Source organism: Psychrobacillus sp. FSL K6-2836 (assembly GCF_038003085.1).
In the GTDB taxonomy this organism is placed as follows: domain Bacteria; phylum Bacillota; class Bacilli; order Bacillales_A; family Planococcaceae; genus Psychrobacillus.
The window spans coordinates 182,053-201,446 of the sequence record NZ_JBBOOM010000001.1; the positions used below are offsets into that span (position 1 = coordinate 182,053).

Annotated in this window: 21 protein-coding genes; 6 read left to right on the forward strand and 15 right to left on the reverse strand. The window is 36.0% G+C overall.

Going from position 1 to position 19,394, the window contains the following annotated elements; translation table 11 throughout:
• The first annotated feature begins 52 nt into the window (after nucleotides 1–52).
• Genes MKY37_RS00970 through MKY37_RS00990 form a run of 5 tightly spaced genes read left to right on the forward strand, consistent with a single transcriptional unit; the run spans nucleotide 53 to nucleotide 4,902 of the window.
• Nucleotides 53–1,078, forward strand: coding sequence for a methionine ABC transporter ATP-binding protein (locus tag MKY37_RS00970; protein WP_340772825.1), 1,026 nt, complete (start codon nucleotides 53–55; stop codon nucleotides 1,076–1,078).
• On the forward strand, nucleotides 1,071–1,742 hold the full coding sequence (locus MKY37_RS00975; protein ID WP_340772828.1) for a methionine ABC transporter permease: 672 nt from the start codon (nucleotides 1,071–1,073) through the stop codon (nucleotides 1,740–1,742). Before MKY37_RS00970 ends, MKY37_RS00975 begins: the two co-directional genes overlap by 8 nt.
• Before the next feature lie 14 nt (nucleotides 1,743–1,756).
• On the forward strand, nucleotides 1,757–2,533 hold the full coding sequence (locus MKY37_RS00980; RefSeq protein ID WP_340772830.1) for an enoyl-CoA hydratase/isomerase family protein: 777 nt from the start codon (nucleotides 1,757–1,759) through the stop codon (nucleotides 2,531–2,533).
• A 12-nt stretch (nucleotides 2,534–2,545) separates the two neighbouring features.
• Nucleotides 2,546–3,682, forward strand: a complete 1,137-nt coding sequence (locus MKY37_RS00985; protein WP_340772832.1) for an alpha-hydroxy-acid oxidizing protein — start codon at nucleotides 2,546–2,548, stop codon at nucleotides 3,680–3,682.
• Nucleotides 3,683–3,708: 26 nt separating this feature from the next.
• Entirely contained in the window at nucleotides 3,709–4,902 is a 1,194-nt protein-coding gene (locus MKY37_RS00990; RefSeq protein WP_340772833.1) for a CaiB/BaiF CoA transferase family protein, read from the forward strand.
• Nucleotides 4,903–5,252: 350 nt separating this feature from the next.
• Here the strand turns inward: MKY37_RS00990 and MKY37_RS00995 are convergent, their stop codons facing one another.
• Genes MKY37_RS00995 through MKY37_RS01030 form a run of 8 tightly spaced genes read right to left on the reverse strand, consistent with a single transcriptional unit; the run spans nucleotide 5,253 to nucleotide 11,594 of the window.
• Entirely contained in the window at nucleotides 5,253–7,097 is a 1,845-nt protein-coding gene (locus MKY37_RS00995; RefSeq protein WP_340772835.1) for an SEC-C metal-binding domain-containing protein, read from the reverse strand.
• A 47-nt stretch (nucleotides 7,098–7,144) separates the two neighbouring features.
• Entirely contained in the window at nucleotides 7,145–7,561 is a 417-nt protein-coding gene (locus tag MKY37_RS01000) for a hemerythrin domain-containing protein (protein WP_340772837.1), read from the reverse strand.
• 14 nt (nucleotides 7,562–7,575) lie between these two features.
• The gene (moaA, locus tag MKY37_RS01005; protein WP_340772840.1) at nucleotides 7,576–8,592 is read right to left on the reverse strand and encodes a GTP 3',8-cyclase MoaA; all 1,017 of its coding nucleotides are present in this window, start codon (nucleotides 8,590–8,592) and stop codon (nucleotides 7,576–7,578) included.
• Nucleotides 8,593–8,608: 16 nt separating this feature from the next.
• Nucleotides 8,609–9,166, reverse strand: a complete 558-nt coding sequence (locus tag MKY37_RS01010) for a molybdenum cofactor guanylyltransferase (RefSeq protein WP_340772842.1) — start codon at nucleotides 9,164–9,166, stop codon at nucleotides 8,609–8,611.
• Complete coding sequence (gene moaD, locus MKY37_RS01015; protein WP_340772844.1) at nucleotides 9,166–9,399, reverse strand: molybdopterin converting factor subunit 1; 234 nt, start codon at nucleotides 9,397–9,399, stop codon at nucleotides 9,166–9,168. Before moaD ends, MKY37_RS01010 begins: the two co-directional genes overlap by 1 nt.
• On the reverse strand, nucleotides 9,396–9,842 hold the full coding sequence (locus MKY37_RS01020; protein WP_340772846.1) for a molybdenum cofactor biosynthesis protein MoaE: 447 nt from the start codon (nucleotides 9,840–9,842) through the stop codon (nucleotides 9,396–9,398). The genes moaD and MKY37_RS01020 overlap by 4 nt, the downstream gene beginning before the upstream one ends.
• The gene (gene mobB, locus MKY37_RS01025) at nucleotides 9,829–10,350 is read right to left on the reverse strand and encodes a molybdopterin-guanine dinucleotide biosynthesis protein B (protein ID WP_340772849.1); all 522 of its coding nucleotides are present in this window, start codon (nucleotides 10,348–10,350) and stop codon (nucleotides 9,829–9,831) included. The genes MKY37_RS01020 and mobB overlap by 14 nt, the downstream gene beginning before the upstream one ends.
• Nucleotides 10,338–11,594 (reverse strand): molybdopterin molybdotransferase MoeA, encoded by a 1,257-nt coding sequence (locus MKY37_RS01030; RefSeq protein ID WP_340772851.1) that lies wholly within the window; start codon nucleotides 11,592–11,594, stop codon nucleotides 10,338–10,340. Before MKY37_RS01030 ends, mobB begins: the two co-directional genes overlap by 13 nt.
• Before the next feature lie 276 nt (nucleotides 11,595–11,870).
• On the opposite strand from MKY37_RS01030, the gene moaC reads away from it, so the two are divergent.
• Nucleotides 11,871–12,353, forward strand: a complete 483-nt coding sequence (moaC, locus tag MKY37_RS01035) for a cyclic pyranopterin monophosphate synthase MoaC (RefSeq protein ID WP_340772853.1) — start codon at nucleotides 11,871–11,873, stop codon at nucleotides 12,351–12,353.
• A 17-nt stretch (nucleotides 12,354–12,370) separates the two neighbouring features.
• On the opposite strand, the gene MKY37_RS01040 is transcribed toward moaC, so the two are convergent.
• From MKY37_RS01040 to MKY37_RS01070, 7 genes are all read right to left on the reverse strand, one after another.
• Complete coding sequence (locus tag MKY37_RS01040; protein WP_340772856.1) at nucleotides 12,371–12,868, reverse strand: MogA/MoaB family molybdenum cofactor biosynthesis protein; 498 nt, start codon at nucleotides 12,866–12,868, stop codon at nucleotides 12,371–12,373.
• A 21-nt stretch (nucleotides 12,869–12,889) separates the two neighbouring features.
• Nucleotides 12,890–13,909, reverse strand: a complete 1,020-nt coding sequence (locus MKY37_RS01045) for a ThiF family adenylyltransferase (protein WP_340772859.1) — start codon at nucleotides 13,907–13,909, stop codon at nucleotides 12,890–12,892.
• A gap of 197 nt (nucleotides 13,910–14,106) precedes the next feature.
• Entirely contained in the window at nucleotides 14,107–15,621 is a 1,515-nt protein-coding gene (locus tag MKY37_RS01050) for a nitrate/nitrite transporter (RefSeq protein WP_340772861.1), read from the reverse strand.
• Between the two features lie 1,030 nt (nucleotides 15,622–16,651).
• Complete coding sequence (locus tag MKY37_RS01055) at nucleotides 16,652–17,176, reverse strand: hemerythrin domain-containing protein (RefSeq protein ID WP_340772863.1); 525 nt, start codon at nucleotides 17,174–17,176, stop codon at nucleotides 16,652–16,654.
• A gap of 18 nt (nucleotides 17,177–17,194) precedes the next feature.
• The gene (locus MKY37_RS01060) at nucleotides 17,195–17,842 is read right to left on the reverse strand and encodes a response regulator transcription factor (protein WP_340772865.1); all 648 of its coding nucleotides are present in this window, start codon (nucleotides 17,840–17,842) and stop codon (nucleotides 17,195–17,197) included.
• 4 nt (nucleotides 17,843–17,846) lie between these two features.
• A complete protein-coding gene (locus tag MKY37_RS01065) occupies nucleotides 17,847–18,902 on the reverse strand; it encodes a sensor histidine kinase (protein WP_340772867.1) in 1,056 nt (351 codons plus the stop codon).
• On the reverse strand, nucleotides 18,899–19,357 hold the full coding sequence (locus MKY37_RS01070) for a GAF domain-containing protein (RefSeq protein WP_340772868.1): 459 nt from the start codon (nucleotides 19,355–19,357) through the stop codon (nucleotides 18,899–18,901). The genes MKY37_RS01065 and MKY37_RS01070 overlap by 4 nt, the downstream gene beginning before the upstream one ends.
• Nucleotides 19,358–19,394: the final 37 nt, after the last annotated feature.

The following is a 19,394-nucleotide window of genomic DNA, read 5'->3' on the forward strand; positions in this document are numbered from 1 at the left end:
TTGAAAACGTTACCGACTTCGGTAGCGTTTTCTTTAGAAAGGAAGATAGTAAATGATTATATTAGAAAATGTCTCGAAAGAGTTTAATAGCAAAAGTGGAACAGTAAAAGCAGTAAAGCAAGTGAACATTCAGGTAAATAAAGGAGAAATCCACGGTGTCATTGGATATAGTGGTGCTGGTAAAAGTACCCTGATTCGATGCGTAAATTTACTTGAACAGCCAACGGAAGGGAAAGTTTTCATAAACGGAGTAGAACTTACTTCCCTTCCCTTTCCTAAACTGCGTGAAACCCGCAATAAAATCGGCATGATATTTCAAGGATTTAATCTATTAAAAACGGCTACTGTTTATGATAATATCGCCATTCCACTAAAGCTACTTGGCTATAATAAAGAGCAAGTAAAAAAACGTGTGGAACAATATTTGGAAATAGTTGGATTGACTGACAAACATACGAACTACCCTAACCAGTTATCTGGTGGTCAAAAGCAGCGTGTCGCCATTGCCCGTGCACTAGCGCAGGAACCAGAAGTTTTGCTTAGTGATGAAGCAACAAGCGCACTTGACCCGGAAACAACTGATTCCATCTTGGATTTGCTTCTAAAGATAAATCGGGAATTAGGAATCACTATTCTATTAATCACCCATGAAATGAATGTCATTCAAAAAATTTGTGATCATGTATATGTCATGGAAAATGGAGAAATTGTTGAACAAAATACAGCCATTAATCTTTTCACAAAACCTAACCACCCTACTACTAAAAAGTTTTTAAATACAATTAGTCAGCGTAATTTATCTTCCTCATTGATTTCTCAACTAAATGTTACGGGTGCGGTTACTCGCTTAACATTTGTCGGGGAAAGCACTGGAAAACCATTATTAGCTGAAGTTAGTCAGAAATTTAATGTCCAGCCTAATATTTTAACTGCCAATATTATTGAATTGAAAAATGGCATTGTTGGAAATATAGTCGTTCACTTAATAGGCGACAAAGAACAGGTTAGAAATGCTATCCACTATTTAGAATCACAAGGTGTAGCAACAGAAGAACTGGAGGGACAATCACATGAGTAGAATTGATCAATTTATCGAACAATGGCTGCCGATTATCGGCGAATCTGTTGTACAAACATTTCAAATGGTTGGTATTTCTCTCTTTTTCTCAGTATTAATAGGGATTCCATTAGGTATTTTAATCGTACTAACTAGACCTGGGCAGGCATTTGATAACAAAATTATTTATCAATTTAGTAATTTAATCATTAATATTGTACGCTCAGTTCCTTTCATCATTTTACTTTTTTTCATACTACCCTTTACAAAGTTGATAGTTGGAACATCTATTGGTGTAAAAGGTGTTATTGTTCCATTAGTAATTTATTCTGCACCTTATATCGCACGTCTAATGGAGTCAGCTTTACTAGAAGTGGAAAATGGAGTAATTGAGGCATATACCGCAATGGGTATTAGTACACGCGCCATCATTTGGAATGTATTACTTCGAGAAGCTCGCCCTTCTATTATTTTAGGATTAACCATTTCAACAGTCAGTTTAATCGGTGCTACAGCAATGGCTGGTATGGTTGGAGCAGGTGGTTTAGGTGACGTAGCATATCGTTTCGGTCACTTAAGATACGAAGTAGACGTGATGTATGCGACTGTATTTATATTGATCATCCTTGTACAAAGTATCCAATCTATCGGAAACCGTATCGCAGCTAGTATTAAAAAAGATTAATAGGAGGCTCCAAAATGACAAATCTATTATATGTAGAGCGCAATGGTTCTATTGCGACGCTTGTCTTTAATCGAGCGGATAAGAAGAATTCATTCTCCCTGGCTATGTTTAAGCAATTAGGTGAATTATTAAGTGAACTGGAGAAAGATCAGCAAGTTAAACTTTTAATACTTAAAGGAGCGGATGAAACTGCATTCTCCTCTGGTGCCGATATAACAGAGTTTCTAGAAAATCGCTTCTCTTCCCAAAAAGCAAAGGATTATAACGATGCAACACTTGAATCTATTGAAAAATTATATCGTTTCCCTAAACCTACCATTGCTCTTATTAAGACGTTAGCTATTGGGGGTGGATTGGAGCTTGCTAATTCCTGCGACTTCCGATTCGCATCTTCGGGTAGTAAACTTGGTATCACCGCTGCAAACATAGGCATTATTTATAATCTTGTTAGTACAAAACGGTTAGTAAATCTCATCGGAACTACAAAAGCAAAAGAGTTATTATATACAGCAAAACTAATCACTGCTGAAGAAGGACAAGAAATCGGCTTAATCGACTATATTTATCCCATGGAAGATTTAGAGAAAAAATGTCTCGAGTTTGCCAATAAAATTATTCGTAAGTCTTCCGTTGCTAATAACGGTATTAAACAAGTAATTCAAGCAATTATTGATGGCGATAATGAAGAAACAAAAGAAATTGAGGAGCTTATCTTAGAGTCCTTTAGCTCCGATGACTATAAAGAAGGCATCCAAGCATTTTTAGAAAAAAGAAAACCAAATTTCTCATAAGAGGTGTTCTATATGTCCACTAATGATTTATTATTAAAAAATATTGAGTCAAACGTCCATTATCCAATTAATTTTGCCGAATTAGAAGGAACGGCGAAACGAGCATTACAACCTGGTCCGTTTGGGTATATTCGTTCTTCTGCTGGTGGTGAAGAAACCTATAAAAAAAATACAGATTCTTTTTTAAAGTATTCGATTATCCCCCGTTTTTTAACGGATGTATCGACTTTAAATACAGAAGTAACAATTTTAGGACATACATATCCCCATCCCCTTTTCATAGCTCCTGTTGGGGTAAATAAAATCGCCCATGAAGATGGCGAATTAGCGGTATCTAAAGCAGCTGCAAAATTTGAATTTCCTTATATCCAAAGCACGGTGTCTAGCTATTCTATTGAAGAAATTGCTGCAGAAACAAAAGGTAGTTCAAAATGGTTCCAATTATATTGGTCCTCTCAAAATAAAGAAATCTCCTTTAGTATGGTAAAAAGAGCTGAGGCTGCTGGCTATGAAGCAATTGTAGTAACCGTTGATACAACGATGCTTGGTTGGCGAGAGGAAGATGTTCGTAATCAATACTCTCCATTAAAACAAGGATTTGGACAAGGAAACTATGCATCAGATCCAGTATTCATGGCATCGCTTAGCGATCATTCTCAAGAAACCATCGTTAATAATATTATAGAAAATATATACCATCCTACTTTAAATTGGTCGAATATTTCAGAGTTACGCGAGCATACAACTTTACCGATTTTGATAAAGGGTATACTTCATCCTGAGGACGCTAAACTTGCCATAGAAAAAGGATTAGATGGAGTAATCGTTTCTAACCACGGAGGTCGTCAATTAGATGGTGTAATTGCGAGCATCGATGCCCTTCCAGAAGTAGTTCGAGTTGTAAATGGTCGAATTCCTGTTTTATTTGATAGTGGAATAAGAAGAGGTTCTGACGCAGTAAAGGCTTTAGCACTTGGTGCAACTGCAGTCTGTATAGGCCGTCCAGTAATTTGGGGTTTAGCTGCTGGAGGTCAAGAAGGTGTAGAACGTGTTTTAGAGAATTTCCTACAAGAGACCAGAGTTTCCATTTCCTTGAGTGGTGCTCGTAATTTAGAGGAAGTAAAGAAACTTCAGCTATTAAAAGATTAAGGGAAAAATAAGGTGGTAGATAGACGATGGAACAAGCATTAAAAGGTATGAAAGTACTGGATTTATCACAGGTTCTCGCTGGACCCTATTGCACGATGGTTTTAGCAGATATGGGTGCGGATGTTATCAAAGTAGAAAAATACCCAAATGGTGACGACACTAGAAGCATGGGGCCGTATATAAATGAAGAAAGCTATATGTATATGATGGTAAATCGTAACAAACGCGGAATCTGTCTAAATTTAAAAACAGAACAAGGTTTAGAGGTATTATATAAACTTATTAAAGAGGCAGATGTTTTTATCGAAAATTATCGTCCAGGTGTTACGAAGAAACTTGGAATTGATTATGATACGTTGAAAGCTTTAAACCCGGCTTTGATATATTGTTCTATTTCCGGCTATGGTCAAACAGGCCCTTATAAAGATAAGGGTGGGTATGATATTATGGCCCAAGGGCTTTCTGGGCTGATCGATATGACTGGAGAAAAAGGAGGAAAACCTGTCAAAGTTGGTATTGCTATACATGATATTGCAGCAGCACAAACGGCCATCCAATCTATTTTATCCGCCTATATTTATCGCCTCAAAAAAGGCACGGGACAATATATTGATGTCTCTTTAGTAGATTCGGGTCTAGCATGGACTGTGTGGGAAGCTGCAGCTTATTTTGGTAAAGGTGAAGTACCCCAAAGAAATGGCACGGCACATCGTGTTTCTGCACCCTACCAAGGCTATAAAACAAAGGATGGATTTATCCTTATTGGTGCAGGAAATCAGAGGCTTTGGGAAAAGTTTTGCCTACATGTTGTCCAAAAACCAGAATGGCTTACAGATGAACGATTTTTAACAAATAGTATTCGAGCAAAAAATGCTAGTCAACTTGAGGTTGAAATAGAGGAAGTTTTCGGAGAACATCCCTCCTCATTCTGGCTAGAGTTATTAGATGCTGGCGGCGTCCCTTCTGGACCTATCTATTCGTATGATCAAACACTGAATGATGAACATATTTTATCGAGAGATATGATATTAGATTACGAGCATCCTGTAGCAGGAGCAATGAAAACTCTAGGGTTTCCGGCTAAATTCTCCGAAACACCCGGACAATTCAAATATGCCGCCCCACTTCTTGGTCAGCATAACAAAGAAATACTTACGGAGCTTGGATACACAGAAGACGAAGTACATACATTCATGTCTGATAAAGTTTTGAATGGATAATTGATGGGCGCTTAAAGCAGTTTTTATGGGCTATCTTGCTTAATTTAAGGACTATTTAGAGATATTTATGGGTTATTTTCAACACTTTATGGGTTATACAAAAAAAGAGACTGGGACAGAAGTAGAAATTTTATTGGATAAGGAGAAACCTTTACTAAATAATGGATATTTAATAAAATTGATTGAAATGGAGGGGCGACTCCTACGGGAATAGCGTGACGCCTGAGACTACAGGCTCAGGCCACGCCCGTGGAAAGCGTCCCTGGAATGGAAATCAATTTTGTGCACAGCAAAAAAAACAGCATTTTTCTCACAGAGAAAAATGCTGTTTTGGGGTTCTGTCCCAGCCTCTAAATTATTGGCTGCAATAATGTCCAAATTACTTTTCCTTCTTCGGGACTATCTGGAGTTATAGCGATAGAATTTGGATATGGTAAAACGGGTGCTTTTATACGATAATAGTTTGCTACATATGAATTATCATCCATTGCCATTTCATAAGCATCCTGTGTTTCTTTCGAGAAGAAGCTTTTCTTTTTTTCTATTGTCCAACGGAACCAGCTAAAAAAAGCATTATCTGAATCCTGGTAATGACTCATTAAACTCTCTGCTTCCTCTATTTTGTTTAATGCAATTAATGTAGCAACTGCAGGATAACGTGCGCCTTGATGATCAGATGGATTTAATTGTAGAATTTTATTTAATAGATTAAACGCCTCTTTGAATTTTTTCTGCTCAAAACACGATATTCCGTATTTAAACAAGGCTCTTAAATAAGGTCTGTTCGGCAAATAACCCCATACAACTTCAAAATTTGGATCAAATTGCTTTTCTCCAATACGTATCGCTTCTTCGAAATGGGCAGACTGTTCTGTTTCTTCTATATAATCTATTTTTAACAATATCGCATCAACATTTTGTGGATCAAGCTCATAAGCAAGAGAAGCTAGTCGTCTCTTTTCTATCAAATCAGTAGATATATACGCTTCATACGCATACTTTTGCGATGCTTCTTTATCATTTGCTGGGTTAAATTCTTTGTCTTTATAAATATCAATATATCTACTCATCTCTTTCTCGTTTTTAACCGAAACTTTGCTGAGATGCATACCCATTTTCCAGTTTGAAAATTCTACTAGGTTTGCATTTGTTCCAACTTCAAACGCAAAAACAGGATTCGGGTTTAAATTTTCTTTTGATATTTCATTCTCATAAAACTCCGTGAATAATCCTTCATATTTGTTTGCTGTACTAGGTGATACATCTAAAAACGATGAGATTTCTTTTTTTGTCCAACTATATGGAATGATTGAATTCAGCATACCAAATTGCAATGCTCCTGCCACTAATGCAGTAGGTTTCAGCATGCTCCTCGGAATTCCTCTTCTTTGGATATATTCGATAAAGATATACATTAGCTTATCACTTTTAATATCCATTTCTACTAAACTAGTATGTAAAATAGAAATAAGCTCTAGCTCTTCTTCATTAAATAACTCCTCGATGGCAGATTCTTTATCTCCTAATATTACATAACACTCTATTATATATTTATTGTAAAAATCAGCGACTGATTCACTATTACTGTTGTTATACAAAAGTTTCACACGCTCAACTAGCGCTTCATCTTTCGCAGGGAATACGATTAAAGAATTTAATAGCTTATAGTATCTTTCTTGTTGCCTGGAATCTAAAAGAAAATGTCCGAAAATAAAGTCTCCAACACCACCCTCGAATGGATTTGGAATTTCTATTACTACCTTTTCTTCCGAAAATACATCAACAACTTCTGCACTATTATTATTGATTTGTGAAATAGTTCCAAGTATTACATGAGGTTTCATCCAACCTTCTAATACAGTTTGAACTCTCGGTCTTTTCGATTTAGCCGATTCTCGTTCTAAATGCAATTCCCAAATATCTACACGACGATTAAAGTAATAACAGTCTCCCATAATCGCACTCACTTTATCATTTTCGAATCGATCTGATAAATATTCCTCTCTGTCGCCAATCCACCTATAAATTTCATTTGTTTCCTGTTTAGTTGGGTGAGCATGAAAAAAGTTTAGTAGCACTTGTTCTAATTCTTTATTTACTTCTTCATCTATTGAAATGATATTTTCTTTATTTAAACAGCAAGCTTTATATTTTTTCCCACTATTACATGGACAAGGGTCATTTCTACCAGTCATTTGTTAATCTCCTTTACATCGAACTATACTTTCAAGCCGTTACAACATTAAAATAATAGTCGTTCTTCGTCTCTACTATGAATTTCATTGACTGTCAGAAGTGCGTAAAATCGTTGAATCACTGCCTCATTTAAACCATGCTCACTTCGAATTTCCTTAATATCTTTTGCAATAATTCGGAGTAAATCATGGTCTCTTTCTAGTTTTATAACAACATCTCTTAGAGCAGGATTTTCTTCCACTTTTTCTTGATAGAATCCTGACTCCTCAGCATCTGCATGACTAATAACTCTTGTCTCCCAATAATCTAATAAGTCATCCGCAGCTAAATTTGCCGCTTCTAGCTCACGTGATTTCAATAATTCTAAAAAATTATTCGTTTTTTGTATTGCCCCAGAAAGTCCACCCTCATGAATTGCATGATGTGAATGTAGTTGTTTCAATGCTGGCCCTGGTTTAGTCATGTTCATCCTCCTTTTTATCCCCCAATATAGGACATATTTATTTTCGTACGATTTTTAGCGGTTTCTTCTGTTCTTTCATCAGAATACCGATCTGTTCTACGCTCCCACACATTTTTGATAGCTTTCGCTAACTCATCATCTGTAGCTCCACTTCGGATGAGCTCTCGTAAGTCAAATCCATTAGTAGCAAATAAACATGTATAAAACTTTCCATCCGATGAAAGTCTTGCTCTAGTACAGGACGAACAAAAAGATTCTGAAACAGAAGTGATAAAACCTACTTGAGATTCAGTTCCTGCATATTGATAACGTTCTGCAACTTCACCAAAATAGTCTTTATCAACAGGCTTCAAATCAAATTCTTCTTGAAGCATTGTTAAAATTTGTTTTTTCGTTATCACTTTTTCAAAACTCCAGGCATTATCATTCCCTACATCCATAAATTCGATAAAGCGGAGTGTAATTCCTTGTTCTTTAAAATACTTAGCCATTGGAATAATCTCTTGATCATTCACATTTTTTTGTACGACCATATTTACTTTGATTTCAAAACCAAGATTCTTGGCAAATTGTATATTTTCTAAAATGAAGGAAGGTTTTATACCTCTTCCATTGAGATTTCCAAATAAGTTTTCATCTAATGCATCCAGACTAATATTGAGTCTAGTTAATCCAGCCTCTTTCAATTTTTGACCATATTGCTTCAATAGTACTCCGTTTGTTGTTAGACCTACGTCTTTAATATTGTTCAAAGTGAGTAATTTTTTAACCAACTCATCTATATTTCTTCGCATTAATGGCTCTCCACCCGTTAAGCGGATTTTTTTCACACCAAAACTTTCAAAGATTTTTGCCAATCTTTCCATTTCTTCAAACGTTAATAATTCTTCTCGAGGTAAAAATACATAGTCATCACCGAAAATTTCTTTAGGCATGCAATATGAACAACGGAAATTACAGCGATCGGTTACTGAAATTCGCAGATCTCTCATTGGCCTATTTAATTGATCTCGCAATATATTAACCGACATACATTTCACTTCCTTTTCATAGAGGTTTATTTATATTTTGGAACACTGTCGCTGGTTTATCACTAATCTGATTTGCTAAAATCCATTCTGTATCTACAGCTGACATAAACTGCATTACACTTAGGTTTTTATTCATTAAAGTTTGATATATTTTTTCTTTTAAACTGCTATTCCATATACTTACAAGCGGATGAAATATTTCATCTTGTTTTACGGCTTTTATGTCTCCAGTAGATGGAAAAAGAGTTAACTGCTTTAACTCTTTTCTTGTTATAAATGGCATGTCGCACGGAAGTACTACATATTGATCTGCATTTATAATGTCCATACCTGTATAGATACCGGCTAGAGGTCCATCCCCAGAAAACCTATGATCATCAGTAGATAAAAAAAGATTCTTTGGAAATAAAGGCAATAACTCTTCCCTCGTAATGATAATTACGTCATCACATACTTTATCTAATGCTGCATAAGCCCATTCATAAAAATACTGATCCTTCAATTTTGCAAATGCTTTTGGTGAACCAAATCTCCGGGACCTACCTCCCGCAAGTAAAATTCCAACCGTTTCCATCATCCGCCACTAACTGGTGGAATTAAGGCAATGATGTCTTTTTCTTCAATAATATCATCTAATAAGGCATATTCTTCATTGATAGCTACTTGAATTATTCCATCTGCCAGTCCTTCATATTTACGTCGAAGTTCCTCTAATAATTGTTTCACTGTTTTTCCTGCAAATGTAAACTCTTCTTTATCTACGCCTGTCTTTTCCTTCAAACCTGCAAAATACAATACTGTAATCATTTCAATTCTCCTTCCACTACTGGCATTTGTTTTTGGTCTCCTATCCATTCCTGTCCGTTCTCCCAAATTTCTTTCTTCCATATTGGTACAATTTCTTTTATACGCTCAATGGCATATTCATTTGCTTCATATGCGACCTTCCGATGTGGTGATGAAACTGCGATAACGACTGCAATATCCGAAATTTCTAATTTTCCAATTCGATGTGCTATCGCTACTTTTGTGTTTGGCCATTGTTCTTCAATTTCTTTCCCAATTTGTGCTAGTTTTTTTTCGGCCATCGGTATATATGCCTCATAAGAAAGATAAATAGTTCTTACTCCCTTTGTCCATTCCCGAACATGACCTGTAAATACGGTTACTGCTCCTGCAGAAGCATGGAGCACAGCTTTTCTATAAGGTTCTGGATCTATCTCCGTTTCAACGATTTCAAATAGTTTCAAGCTTATCTCCACCAATCCAATCTATTAACCATTCGTTTAATAGAACTGTATTTTCTATATGTATCATAGGATAATTATCAATTTTCAGTTCGCCATGTACGATTACACAAACGATATTCGTTAGATGTTGAAGTGTCTCCCAATCTTTTAGCTCTTTAATAATAACTACTTTGTCGTAGTCTTCCTGTTTGTATCCTTCAATAATAATTATTTCGGGATTACTAATCGCGGCTAATTGTACTAATTGCTTCAGCGTCCAATTATTCTTTAATTGATGCATTTGAATTGATTGGTCATCAACTGCAATTGAGCAAGTTGCTCCAGAATGAAAAAACTTCATGCTATCTGTTTTATCGCTTGGAAAGTCTAAACCATTAGCATGTCCATGATGCTTAATAACAGAAACCTCTTTCTCTATTGAAACGAGTTCCTTTACCCAATTTTCGATTAAAGTTGTCTTTCTACTATTTTTATACCCTACAACTTGTAAAATACTCACGGCATCCATGTTGAAATACCATTTTCATTTCCCAATAACAGAACATCTACTAAGTCACCTGCTACAAAGTTTCGGGTCCCACCTGGGAGTACTATCAACGCATTTCCTCTTGCAATAGAAGACACTGCGTTAGATTTGTTAAAGCCTGCGGGAGTTATAATTGCCTCATTCCCTTCGAACCTATACACACTTCGAACAAATCGAGTGAACGGATTAGGCTTCAAAAAGTCCTCTGTCAATTTTGCCTTTGTATGAGGAGTATAGGGCGAATTATTTAGCATCATATTTTCAATGGCTGGTTTTGCAAACAATTCATACCCAGTAAAGCAAGCAGAAGGGTTACCCGAAAGTCCAAACAGTAATTTACCATTCGCAAATGCTGCAGTTGTCACACTACCAGGTCGCATCGCTACTTTGTTAAATAATACTTCCGCCTGTAGTCTATGATAAATTTCTGGCAAATGATCGAAATCACCTACAGAAACCCCTCCTGTTGTTATAACACAGTCAGTTTCTTCCAATGCAGTTTTCACTAGTCGATAACAGCTTTCTAAATCATCCGAAAGAATTCCATAATATCGAGATTCAATACCCCGTCTTTTTAACTGAGCTTCAATCATCGGTCCATTGCTATTACGAATTTTTCCTGGTTCTAGTTCATCTTCAACTCCTAGAAGTTCAGTCCCCGTGCAAAGAATACCAACAACAGGTTTTTTCCTAACTTTCACTTTTGCATACCCAAAAGTTGCTAAAAGTGCAATTATTCCTGGATGGATAAAAGTTCCAGATGGTATCAACATTTCTCCCTTTTTCGAGTCTTCACCCTGTAAAGAAACGTTTTCAAGCGGTTTAAATGCCTTGCGAATAGTAAAGGATTCTTCGCTTTCCACCGTTTGCTCTAACATTACAACTGCATCTGCCCCTTTTGGAATAGGAGCTCCAGTCATAATACGTACTGCTTCTGACTTGCCAAGAGCATGATTAGAAACTTGTCCAGCTCCAATATGATCTTTCACTCTAAATTGAATACGATTATCTCCGCTTGCACCAATCGAATCTTCCGAACGGATTGCAAAGCCATCATATGGAGAATTATTAAATGAAGGTACATCATGCTTTGCAATAATTGGTTCTGCCAAAATGTATCCATAACTATCCGAAAGGGTAATTTCGATTATTGGCAAAGCATTTGCCTTGTCCATTACTCGTTCGATGGCATCCCTCACCGTAATTGGCTTTCTGATTTCTACCATTTTTAACAACTCCTTCTACTACACATGCTATAATTTGTTTATCCCGGTTTAACAGGCTGTAATACACCCCTCAACTTTTTTAGAGAAAATGAAAAATTGGAGGGGGATAAACAGCCTGTAAATCCCCGATTGGTTCGGGCCAACATGATGTTGGTCACTCAGGCATTGCCGCACGATGCGGCGTTATTTGCCTGAGTTCCATTTTCCATCAGTGTGGGATGAAGACCCCCCCACTGATGGAAGTTTCACTTTATCCCACTTGAAAGGATGTAAATAATGTCAGAACTTACACACTTTAATGAACAAGGGCGAGCAAAGATGGTAGATATTTCGGATAAAAACGAAACAACTAGAACCGCTGTTGCCGTTTCCTCTGTCACTGTAAATGATACTATTAAAAGCCAAATCACCGAAGGTACCAATAAAAAAGGAGATGTATTTGCAGTTGCACAAGTAGCAGGTATAATGGCTGCAAAAAATACTTCTTCAATAATACCAATGTGTCATCCAATTCTCTTGTCAGGAATAAATATTACATTCGAATGGTCTAGTAATGATTCAAATGTCATTAATATTCAATCAGAAGTAAAAACTATTGGTTCTACTGGTGTTGAAATGGAAGCACTTGTAGCTGCATCCGCAGCAGCTTTAACTATTTACGATATGTGTAAGGCGGGTGGCAAAGATATGGTTATCGGATCTACTATGCTATTATCCAAAACTGGTGGCAAAAATGGCGATTATCAACGGGGAAACTAGTCTCTAGTTTCTCGTTTTTATTTCGTTAATTCGAATACGATATGTTCAAGTTCTGGGAGAATCAGCTTGTTCATCGCTAACTTGATAGCTCCGACCGAACCCGGTAGAACAAATACAGCTTTATCATTTACCACTCCGGCAACCGAACGACTAAGCATTGCTTTAGTTCCTACATCCTCTGTAAAACTTAGAAACCGAAATAATTCTCCAAAACCACTAATCTCTTTAGTAAAGCTAGGTTGTATCGCTTCAATTGTACAATCCCTTATCGCGATGCCTGTCCCACCAGTTGTAATAATGACATCTATATTGTCTTTTTTTGTCCAGGCTTTGAGTATAGCTTGAATTTCATTTATTTCATCCTTACATATTAACTTCTCCACTACATGTACAGATGCCTGCTCCAATAATTGAGAAATTAATAATCCGCCTTTATCTGTTTCTTCTGTTCTAGTATCGCTTACTGTTAAAATTACAGCGTGTATTGTGCGATTTAATGCAAATTGAGTTGACAATCGTTCCAGTCTCCCATCATTTTATCCAAAAATTTCTGTGTATAGTCTTCTACCTAGGTTTACATCTTTAATACCATGTATTAGTAATCTTCCATCTCCGAATAATACCATTCTATATTGTTCTCGCTGGAATTCTACAAAGTAAGGAGTTCTTTTTTTGAAAGCTTTTATATTTTTCGCTATTTTTTCTGCGTCTTGTAACGTAACTTTCCTACCCGGACTTGGTAAAACTTGCACCGCATCTCTTCCACATAACACGGCATATTGTGATTGTTGATCTCTTTCTAGTGAAGGAAAAGTCGCATGTTCACTACATGTTTCACATGTTTCATTTTTCACCTTCGAAATACCAATATCTAAAAACGTATTATTCCAACAGTCAAAATGATGAACCTTAGTACGAACAGCTTTAAGGTTTCCTGTTAAAAGTTTTAGAACTTCTGAAGACTGTGTTGCTGCTGTAATTTGTACTGCAGGAGATATTATTCCAACAGTATCACATGTTTCATTTACAGTGGGTAAAACTGGAAGTAAGCATCTGAAACAGGCCGTTTGTTTTGGTATAAAGGGAAAAACCACTCCTGAGCTACCAACACATGCACCATAGATCCAGGGAATATTATGCTTATATGCTGCATCATTGATTAATAATCTTGTTTCAAAGTTATCGGTTGCATCTATTATTACATCCACTCTAGTTGCAAAGTATTCTATTAGCAAATGATCTACATTTTGTAAATAAGTATGCAAAACGACACTAGAGTTTATCGATTTTAATCTTTTCTCAGCTGCAACTACTTTTGGAAGCATTTCCTCTGCATCTTCCTCTGTAAATAGTTGTTGTCTTTGAATATTAGATAACTCCACATAATCCCGATCGGCTATATGTATAGTTCCAACACCTGCCCTTACCAATGTTTCAGAAATTGCTGAACCAAGTGCTCCACAGCCAATAATTGCTACAGCAGCAGCTCCTAAATGATTCTGACCTGTTGCTCCTATTTTTTTAAATAATAGTTGTCTTGAATAACGCGAATCCATTTAAACACATCCTTTTAAGAAAAGCGCATGCGCCTATGTAAGCCCCGACTAGCGATGGAAGGATTTTACGCAAAGGCGTTCTTTGCCTTTTCTAAAATCCTGAAGCGACTCGAGGGGCTAGGCGCAGGAGCTAGATAGATACTGAGAAAAAAGCATATACTTTCTTATCTTCTAAAATAGGGGAAGGCCCCCTATCTTTACGATTGGTTGCCTTCGTTGGTCCGGTGTTCAGTTATATCAGTAAAGGTTCCAACATATCTAACATCTTCACCTGTTTCATCTTTAACTGCACTAATATTTAACCATTCCAAAAATACTTCCCCATTTTTTTTTGTATTCCAAATCTCGCCCTGCCACATTCCATTTTTTTGAATACTTTCCCACATCTCATCGTAAAATGCTTTTTCCTGACGATTAGATTTTAAGATTCTAGGAGTTTTCCCTATAGCTTCATCCTCGCTAAATCCTGTCAATTGTGTGAACGATGGGTTAACTGTAACTATTGTACCTGCTGTATTTGTTACCATAATTCCTTGCCCTGTTGATTTAAATACTTCCTGTGCTAATTTTAATCTATCTTGATAGTACATGAATACAACTAAAACCAAACTTGCCAAGGAAACAGAAGATAGTAACATAAATCCAATTGAATACTGTCCAGTTATAGAGAAAATAGATGCTAATAATAGGGGTGGGAAAAAGCCTCCTAAACCACCCATCATTGAAACAATACCATTAGCAATACCTGCTTGTTTATTGAAATAGAATGGAACTAATTTAAATATTACACCATTTCCTATCCCTGCACTTATACCAATAACTATACATCCAATTGTGTAGAGCATTATGGATGGGGAGAAAGCTAATAATATTGCAGCTATTGTATAGATCGAAAATACACCCATCAAAAGGAATAGCGGCTGAAATTTATCCCCTAACCAACCACCAACTGGTCTGAAAATTGTTGCAACAGCTATAAACCCAGCTGTTCTTAACCCTGCATCGACTTTATCTAATTCGAAGTTACTAACTAGAAAGTTTGGTAGATAAACAGTAAACGCTACAAACGAGCCAAATGTAATGAAATAGAATAATGAGAAAAACCATAGTTTATCATTTTTCCAAACACCTTTAATCTGTTCAATAATAGGTGTTTTTACTTTTACTTCGTGTTTATCCCCTAAAAAGATATTAATAACGATAAACACCAATAGTAAAACTAAATATAATTTTATCGTTAAAGACCAACCAATTTGAGTTGCAATCATTGGAGCTGCAAATGTTGAAATCGCAGTACCAATATTACCAGCTCCGTATATACCATTTACAAACCCATGCTTTTCTTTAGGATAATATTTTGGTAATGATGTAACACCTACAGAAAAAACCGCTCCCCCAACTCCTAAAAACAGTCCCCCAATCATTAGATCTATATAACTAGAAGCTTCACTGATATAAAATACGGGGAACATTAATAACACAAAACTAATAAGAAATACAAGTCTTGCACCTATTACATTGGCATAATAGCCGAGTGGAATTCGCAATATTGAACCTAATACTACAGGTATAGCAGTTAAAATAGCTATTTTGTCTGCAGGTATATCAATATCTTCTTTAATAAATGGAAGTAAAGAAGAAATAATTACCCAGATCATAAATCCTAATACTAAGTTCATTGTCTGTAACGGCAATTGGACTTTCTTTATCATTCATATCACCTTTTCTTTTTGGTATTGAATGATTCACGTATTGATTCCCTACTATTAGTTTAACTAAATTTTAAATAGTTTCTAATAGGGGACTCCCCTTTATAGCTAGGGGGATTCCCTAAGATTATTTCCATGTAGTTTTTCGACTACAATATTAAGAAAAAAATAATTAACGGTCAGTAAATGTATCTTGATTTCCAAAGCCTCCTAAAGTGCATTATAGGGATACTGCGTCGTAGTGTGTTGAATGAAGTGTCCGCTAAGATTTTCGCCGCAGGACGGACGCTTTCCGTGGGGTGAGTGATGAGCCTTCACCGCCGCTTGCACGTACGTTGTGAAGTCTCATCTTACTCACTTGATCCCACTGGAGTCGCCGCCTGCAGCGAAAATCAATGAAAAAATACTTACTTATCCTTATCGAAATTAAATATTAACCTACGAATGTAATAAAGTACATCCGAACGCTACAAAAGGGTCTAGCAGATGCTAGCTAGCGAGTTCATAGCTTTAAGACATATTGTTCCCGGTATAGGTTCGAAATCAAAGTCGTTTCACATCAAGTAATAAACATACTATTTAAATAATCGGTTGCTTTTACCAGGAATCTAGTTACTTTCTTGTCGAATTGATAGCTCTCAATGAACGATTTATGACCCTAAGCCATTTGCTAGATTCACACAGTCGAAAAACTGTATAAGATTTTGTTCTTAGCAAGTCGATACTAAATAAGCAAGCAATTTCTTTGGATTTTCGCTGCAGGCGTCGACTCCTGCCGGATGAGTGGGCAAATGAGACATCCCAACGTACGCCAAAGCGGCGGGGATGGCTCATCGCTCACCCGGCGGAAAGCGTACGACTGCAGCGAAAATCCCAGCGGTCACCCTCTAGAGATCTTTACGGCGAAGTATATCTATATTGAGTTTATTAATAAAAAGTGGATTCCTATTGTTTGGGAAGGTATACACACAATATAATTTTAAAAATTTCCTAGAGCATAAAAAAAAATAACCTATAATATAAGTAGGTTATTTTAGATAATTAACGTATTCAGTTGTTCTAATAACTTATCCTGGTCGACTGCTTTCATTACTCTATCCGTCATAGGAAACAGAACCGATTCTTCTTTTACAAAATGAACCATTAGCACTTCGAAAGCTTCACCTGCATCCTTTGCTATATGCTTCATATCATCTAGACTCAATTTATCCATATCTGCCCTAGTATGATGTAAAAAATGTCCGATATATGCATCTATTTCCTCATGCTCTGCTTCGATAGTTACTATTGGACCTTGTTCTGTTCCAATATAATGCCCTAATAACGGGAAAAAGAACTTTTCTTCTTTATCAGTATGATTTTTAAGAGGCTCTAAGAAATCGATTAATAACTTTCGCAATCTCGAAAACTCTTCATGTGCCCCTTTTTCCTCATAGACATCATTTTCAAAGTTTAAAACGATCGCATGCCATTCATTCATCAAATGCATTAAATATTGGTGTTCGTTTTCTAATATTCTCATAGCAGGAACTGGACTTTGGAAATTAGCATTAACCATTATTAAAGACCTCACTTTTTAAAATTCTAATAATTTCTTTTTCAATGCATACTCTACTAACTCTGGACGACTTTTTAAATCTAATTTTTCCATTATTTTTGCTTTATGTGCTTCTACGGTTTTTACAGATATAAATAGTTTTGCTGCAATGTCTTTATTGCCATACCCTTTTGCAACTAACGGCAGAATCTCTATTTCTCTTTTGGAAAGAACTCTAAATGGATCGTCGTCTATAATATTTTGATCTTTCTTTATGAATTCCTTTACGAGAGAAGTTGCCATTTTGGGATGTATATAGGTTCCGCCTTTATAAACCATACGTATGGCGCTCAAAAGTTCCTCATCAGGTGCATTCTTTAATATGTATCCGGAAGCACCATTTTTCAATACATGGAACATATACTCCTGATCGTCATACATTGTTAGTATAAGAATTTTTGTATCCGGAAAGTCTTCACTAATTTTCCCAGTCGCTATTAACCCACTCTCTCCAGGTGGCATACTTAAGTCGAGAAGAAGAATGTCTGGTTGATGTTTTGCGACCATCAAATGTGCTTCTATTCCGTCGGCCGCAGTTGCAACAACTTCCATATCCTCTTGATAGTTTAGTATCATTGAAAATCCACTTCTCACAACTGCATGGTCATCTGCAATAACAATTTTCATTCGATTAGCGCTCCTTTAGTGGGATGTATAGTAGAATTTCAGTCCCTTTACCCATAGATGACATTATAGACAATTTACCACCTACTAGTTCAGCTCTTTCCTTCATACCAAACAATCCTAGACCAGTACCCTTAAACACTCTTTGTGAAGTATCAAAGCCAATACCGTCATCAACTATTTTTAAGATTAAATTATCATCTTTCTCATACAGTTCGACCATGACCTCGTCTACATCGGCATATTTTAGTGCATTTAAAATTGATTCCTGGCATATTCGATAGACAACCGTTTCCATTTCGTTAAGAAAACGTTTCCCTCTGATTTCAGAAGTATAATGGACAACTAATCCATAGTTTTTTTCAATCCATTTAAAATGTGATCTAAGTGCTGCTTCAATTCCTAGATCATCTAATGACGAAGGCCGTAATTCTACAGACATATTCCTTATTTCATCTAGCAGTCTTGTTAAAGATGCTTCCATATGCTGAACTTTCTGGGAGACTTCCTCAGGACTTTTCAAATATTTCATAAGTCTTAAATCTACTAATGAACTTAATATTTCCTGTGCTACACTATCATGAAGTTCTCTTGAAATTCTTTTGCGTTCGTCTTCTTGTGCTTTAATTATTTGTTTAATCGTTGTATTTTTAAATAATAATTCTCTTGTTTCAAGTAACTTTGTTAAATTTCTCAAGATCAGAACTTTTGTTCCTTTTTCACTATCAATAGTATGAAAACTTGCTACATAGGGAAGAACCCCTTTATCTTTTGTATCTAAATATACTTGAAAGGAACTAAAATCTTGTTCTGGATTGGTGAAATAGCAATTTTCACAGGAAACTAAGTCTGTTGTATTCGTATAGCCTTTACAAGTTTGACACATCGATCTTTCCTGACCTTCTAGCATTGCATTTATCGCATCTATATCCAAAATTTCTTTCGCAATAGGGTTTAAATGTAATAATTTATTTTCTTTGTTAAAAAAGAAGAAGGCTTCAGAACTGTTTTCGTACATTCCTATTAAGCTATCAACTAAATTTGAATGCATATTATTTGTCAACTCTTAGCCATCTCCCTACCGTAATATTTTGGAAAATCTATATGAATATTATAGAGTATTTTTTCAAATAACTCATCTGTCATTTTATTCTCTTCTCTATACCCCAATAGTATTACTCCTTGAACTTTATTTTTTTTATAAAGTGGCAGAGCACAAAAGCTTTTAATCTTTTCCGAAACAATTATTGGATAATTAAATAAATCATTTGCGGGATATTCAGTAAAAACATTTCGGACAATCATAGGTTTTCCAGACTTAAAAACTTGACCTGCAATACCTTTACCAGATTGTAGAACAATTCTTTTCAATCGATTGTTTATATTTCCGATCGCGTACTGCCATGTAAGCGCATACTCGAATTGTGCGGGTTGGATAAATGCTAATGTCACTAAATCGACTTCGTATTTCTCTTTAATCGCAGTTATTACTTTTTGAAAATCAATATCATTATTCATATAAATACCCCTTATGGATAAAAAAGAAGACCGAGGT